General features: G+C 62.0%; 6 protein-coding genes. 2 read left to right on the top strand and 4 right to left on the bottom strand.

Features of this window, described 5'->3' with window-relative positions:
- Positions 1-166 (bottom strand): SDR family NAD(P)-dependent oxidoreductase (locus EN964_RS24310; RefSeq protein ID WP_127276815.1); only part of this gene is annotated, 166 nt, incomplete at its 3' end.
- 111 nt (positions 167-277) lie between these two features.
- Positions 278-892: a hypothetical protein gene (locus EN964_RS24305; protein ID WP_127267004.1), complete on the bottom strand. Its 615-nt coding sequence runs from the start codon at positions 890-892 to the stop codon at positions 278-280.
- Between the two features lie 250 nt (positions 893-1,142).
- On the opposite strand from EN964_RS24305, the gene EN964_RS24300 reads away from it, so the two are divergent.
- Positions 1,143-1,742: a YdeI family protein gene (locus EN964_RS24300; protein ID WP_127267003.1), complete on the top strand. Its 600-nt coding sequence runs from the start codon at positions 1,143-1,145 to the stop codon at positions 1,740-1,742.
- A gap of 306 nt (positions 1,743-2,048) precedes the next feature.
- Here the strand turns inward: EN964_RS24300 and EN964_RS24295 are convergent, their stop codons facing one another.
- Positions 2,049-2,360, bottom strand: coding sequence for a hypothetical protein (locus EN964_RS24295; RefSeq protein ID WP_164749050.1), 312 nt, complete (start codon positions 2,358-2,360; stop codon positions 2,049-2,051).
- Positions 2,361-2,748: 388 nt separating this feature from the next.
- Here EN964_RS24295 and EN964_RS24290 point away from each other — a divergent pair, with 388 nt between their 5' ends.
- The gene (locus EN964_RS24290; protein WP_127267001.1) at positions 2,749-4,371 is read left to right on the top strand and encodes an ABC-F family ATP-binding cassette domain-containing protein; all 1,623 of its coding nucleotides are present in this window, start codon (positions 2,749-2,751) and stop codon (positions 4,369-4,371) included.
- Positions 4,372-4,443: 72 nt separating this feature from the next.
- Here EN964_RS24290 and EN964_RS24285 read toward each other — a convergent pair whose 3' ends face one another.
- The gene (locus EN964_RS24285) at positions 4,444-4,884 is read right to left on the bottom strand and encodes a hypothetical protein (RefSeq protein WP_127267000.1); all 441 of its coding nucleotides are present in this window, start codon (positions 4,882-4,884) and stop codon (positions 4,444-4,446) included.
- Positions 4,885-4,903: the final 19 nt, after the last annotated feature.

The following is a 4,903-nucleotide window of genomic DNA, read 5'->3' as shown; positions in this document are numbered from 1 at the left end:
GGGCCTCGTCGGGATTGCCCAGCGCCTCACGCGCCTGTCGCAGCCGGTTCTCGCCGCGCCCCGCGATGATCACACTGGCCCCAGCCTCAACGCAGCGCCGGGCCAGCGCCAGACCCATGCCGGAGCCGCCACCGACGATCAGGATTTTCTGATTTGAAATGCTCATTCGCACTGCCTTTGCTTGGATGGAGAAGGGCAGGGAATTGGCAGTTCGGTACGGCAAGTGAAAACGGAAGAAACCGATAGCGCTATCGGAAACGCCGATGATGCAGGGCGATCAGTTGCCGCAAGCGGCGAAGGCAGCGCCCGGGTTCCAGTCCTTGAAAGCGATGGCCTGGCCTTCGACCGAGACGGTCTTGTGCTTGGTGCTGCCGTCCGGCTGCTTTTCGCTGCTGGTGCCTTTGCCGGTCAGCACATTGTACTCGCAGGCGCTTTCGGCATTCTCCTTCAAATAGTCATCATGGTTATAGGCGAAGCCGGCGACGATGAAGGCACCGTTGCGCCAGGCGATGGTCAGCGTCATGTCGGTCCGTTCGCTGCCGACCGGCATCGCTGGCAGGTAGAATTTGATCGAACCGTTGGGCAGCATCGTCAGTTCCGGCTCGGTGTCGGAGTTCTCGTAGCCCGGCCGGTCGTAGCCGTTCCATTCCCCGTGGACCTGCTCGTGCACGATCTCGACAGGCTTGAGGTAATTGTGCTCCTTGTCCCTGAGGAAGAAGTGGACGTCCATCGGCTGGCCGGGCTCGGTCTCGACCACCATGGCAAGATCGACGGCGCCATCGCCGTCGAAGTCGCCAGTCACAGCCGTGACGATTTTCCGGGTTTCGATCGGCTCCGCAAGGGCGAGGCTCGGCAACAGCAAAGATAGAAAAGCGAGCAGCAGAGATTTCATGGTGGCATATTCCCCCAGACTGACACCTTGCGGTTCTATAGCATGGCGGTGGAATATCGCGCGCCCTCTCTTCTCCCCGACGAAGTCGCGCGGGATGCTTTCCTTAGCTTGTGGTGACGCAACTGACGAAAACTGACAGCGATCTGTGCCACATGCCGGGCGATGACGATGGGCACAACGCGGGAGGCAATACGACAGTGGGAGCAGGAACTATGGTGGCGCGAGCGGCACTGAACAAACAGGCCGGCTAATGGCGCCGGTCAAGGTCGATCCCGACAAGGTGCACGAGTTTCCGGATGCGGGCAGCTTCTACGCCTGGCTCGGCAAGCACCACGCCACGGAAACCGAAGTGTGGATCAAGGTTCACAAGGTGGGGTCGGGACTGAAGTCGATCACGCCGAAGGAAGCCATCGACGTGGTGCTGTGCTTCGGCTGGATCGACGCGGTGCGCAAGGGGCTGGACGACAAGAGTTTCCTGCAGCGCTACACGCCGCGCAGCCGGAAGAGCATCTGGAGCCTGATCAACATCGACAATGTCGCGCGGCTGGTCGAGGAGGGCCGCATGACCGAGCATGGGCTCAAACAGGTCGAGGCGGCCAAGGCGGACGGGCGCTGGGCGCGCGCCTATGGCAGCGGCAAGCAGATGAAGATCCCCGATGATTTGCAAGCAGCCATAGACGCCGAACCCGCCGCGAAGGCGATGCTTGAAAAACTCAGTGCGCAAAACCGCTTCGCACTCGCCTTCCGCACCCACAACATGAAGACCGAGGCCGGGCGCAAGAAGAAGATCGAGACGTTTGTAGCAATGCTGAAGCGCGGCGAGACGATCCATCCGCAAGGCAGGAAGTAAGCCGCTCAGGCTCTTTCTGCGGCGAGGGGCATGCGTTGCGCATGCGGCCCGCCACCCGATCCCTGGGCAGATTGTGATCGGCACTCAGCGTCGCATGAAGTGCTTCAGTATCTGAATCGCCGAATTGTTATAAGCATCTGTTTTTATGCGGATTTGACAGGTGTCTGTCGCGCATTTCCTCCGGCATTGCGTAGCCAAGAAAAAAGCCGCCCTCGCTTTTGCGAGCGGCGGCCTTTTCCCGGGAGGAAGTCAGGAAGGAGGGGCGATCAAGCAGCCTTGGCGTGCTTGATGGTTCAAAGGCAGATACTATTGGTTCAGGTCGACCGGTGTCACGCCAAGGAGTTTCAAGGCGTTGGCGTAGGTCCTGATGCCTTGGGCCTGCTTTCGCTCGGCACAAAACCGGTTCGCCTTGTCCTGGAGTGCCGTTGCCTCGGCGATCTGGCTTGCGCTCGTGCCTGGGACGGCTTTCGTCTGGATGGCTCCGTCGAGTTGAAGGCCGAGCTGGCTGCAATATTCGCTCCGGGTGACCGCTGCTTCCGCCCCCGACTCTGCGACCGCCAGCATGGCGAGCGAAATGCCTGTCAGGGCACCCATCCATCCGGTCGAGCGTCGTTGCATGTTTCGGGACCATTTCTTCGCGTTGTGCAGCAGCCTGCTTGACCGCCGCGAGGGTGGTTATGACAGGCGATGTTTTCGCGAGTTTTTCCCGGATGTTGAATCTTGTTTCTGGAGTGTGTCTGGGTGGGGTTGTCCCTTCTCCCCCTGTGGGAGAAGGTGGCCTCGCGAAGCGAGTCGGATGAGGGGTGTTCCAGGGAACACCAACGTCTCATTCGCTGGAACACCCCTCATCCGTCTAGGCGCTGACGCGCCGATCCACCTTCCCCCACAAGGGGGGAAGGCAAGGGCGTTCCGCTGTATGCGGCGCTTGCGCCTCTTCCTTTGCGGCCATCCTTCGCGTAAGGCGCCGGGCAAATCCTTTCACGCAAGCATATAGCCCGGACACCGCATGATCAGACTTGAAAGCATCAGCAAGCAGAACGGCCGTCAGCTTGTCTTCATCGAAGCGTCGGCCTCCCTGCAGAAGGGCGAGAAGGTCGGCCTCGTCGGGCCGAACGGCGCCGGCAAGACGACGCTGTTTCGCATGATCACCGGGCAGGAGCAGCCCGACGAAGGCCAGGTGCAGGTCGATCGCGGCGTCACCATCGGCTATTTCAGCCAGGATGTCGGCGACATGGAAGGCCACAGCGCTGTCGCCGAAGTGATGAACGGCGCCGGGCCGGTGTCCGAAGTCGCGGCCGAAATGGCAGCCCTCGAGGCGGCCATGGCCGATCCCGACCAGGCCGACCAGATGGACGAAATCATCGAAAAATATGGCGAGGCGCAGCACCGCTTCGAGGAACTCGACGGTTATGCGCTGGATGGCCGTGCGCGGGAAGTGCTGGACGGTCTCGGCTTTTCGCAGGAGATGATGGACGGCGATGTCGGAAAGCTGTCCGGCGGCTGGAAGATGCGCGTGGCGCTGGCCCGCATCCTGCTGATGCGGCCCGACGCCATGCTGCTCGATGAGCCATCGAACCATCTCGACCTGGAGAGCCTGATCTGGCTGGAATCCTTCCTGAAAAACTATGACGGCGCGCTGCTGATGACCTCGCACGATCGCGAGTTCATGAACCGCATCGTCAACAAGGTGGTCGAGATCGACGCCGGTTCGCTGACCGCCTATTCCGGAAACTACGAATTCTACCAGCAGCAGCGGGCGATCGCCGACAAGCAGCAGCAGGCACAGTTCGAGCGCCAGCAGGCAATGCTGGCCAAGGAGATCGCCTTCATCGAGCGCTTCAAGGCGCGCGCCTCGCATGCCGCGCAGGTGCAGAGCCGGGTGAAGAAGCTGGACAAGATCGACCGCGTCGAGCCGCCGAAGCGCCGCCAGACGGTTTCCTTCGATTTCCTGCCGGCGCCGCGCTGCGGCGAAGATGTCGTGACGCTGAAGAACGTCCACAAGGGCTATGGCAGCCGCTCCATCTATGAGGGGCTCGACTTCCAGGTGCGCCGCCGCGAGCGCTGGTGCATCATGGGCGTCAACGGCGCCGGCAAATCGACGCTTCTGAAGCTGGTCGCCGGCGCTTCCGAGCCCGACACCGGCACGGTCGCGCGCGGCCCAAGTGTCAAGATGGGTTATTTCGCCCAGCACGCCATGGAGGTGCTGGAAGGCGAGCGCACGGTGTTTCAGACACTGGAGGACGCGTTTCCGCAGGCCGGCCAGGCGCCGCTCAGGGCACTTGCCGGCTGCTTCGGTTTTTCCGGCGACGAGATCGAGAAGAAATGCCGCGTGCTGTCAGGCGGCGAGAAGGCGCGGCTGGTGATGGCGCTGATGCTGTTCGACCCGCCCAACCTTTTGGTGCTGGACGAGCCGACCAACCATCTCGACATCGCCACCAAGGAGATGCTGATCACCGCACTGTCGCAGTACGAGGGCACCATGCTGTTCGTCTCGCACGACCGGCATTTTCTGGCAGCGCTTTCCAATCGCGTGCTGGAACTGACGCCCGAAGGCATCCACACCTATGGCGGCGGCTATACTGAATATGTCGAGCGCACCGGCCAGGAAGCGCCGGGGCTCAGGAGCTAGGTAAATGATAAGGGCGGCGTCGGCTCGAAGCCGGCACCGCCCTTTGAATATGGTCCGGCTGGAATGACGGCCTTACTCGAACGAGATGGCCATGCCGCTGAGGTCGGCGTTGACCTGCAGGCCGACTTGCTTGCCCGTGAGTTCGAGTTGGGCGCCCTTGTCATTGGTCATGATGATCACCTGGGCTCCCTTGCCGATCGTGCCGCCGCCGCCGGCTGCTCCGTAGACCCCGGTCACGTCGCGGGCGCGGCGGATATGGCGAACCGTGCCGCGGAAATATGTCTTGGACACGCCGAAAGCCAGGCCTCCGGACACGGCGCCGATCGAGATCGGGTAGCTCTTGCCATGGAAGGTGAAGGTGCCCTTGCCGCCGGAGCCACCGACGAAGAAGGCCGCCTTGTAGACGGCGAAGCGGATCGTGCCGCTGTCGGCATGCGCGGCGCTGGCAAAGCCGATGCTCGCGGTGGCGATGGCGGCAACCGCGATGGAACGAAATCCGGATGAAATCTTCATGGTGAGAACTCCTCAATGT

The organism is Mesorhizobium sp. M7A.F.Ca.CA.001.10.2.1 (genome assembly GCF_003998575.1).
Lineage (GTDB): Bacteria > Pseudomonadota > Alphaproteobacteria > Rhizobiales > Rhizobiaceae > Mesorhizobium.
Note: the sequence above shows the minus strand (reverse complement) of the source record. Positions and strands in the feature narration are given on the sequence as shown.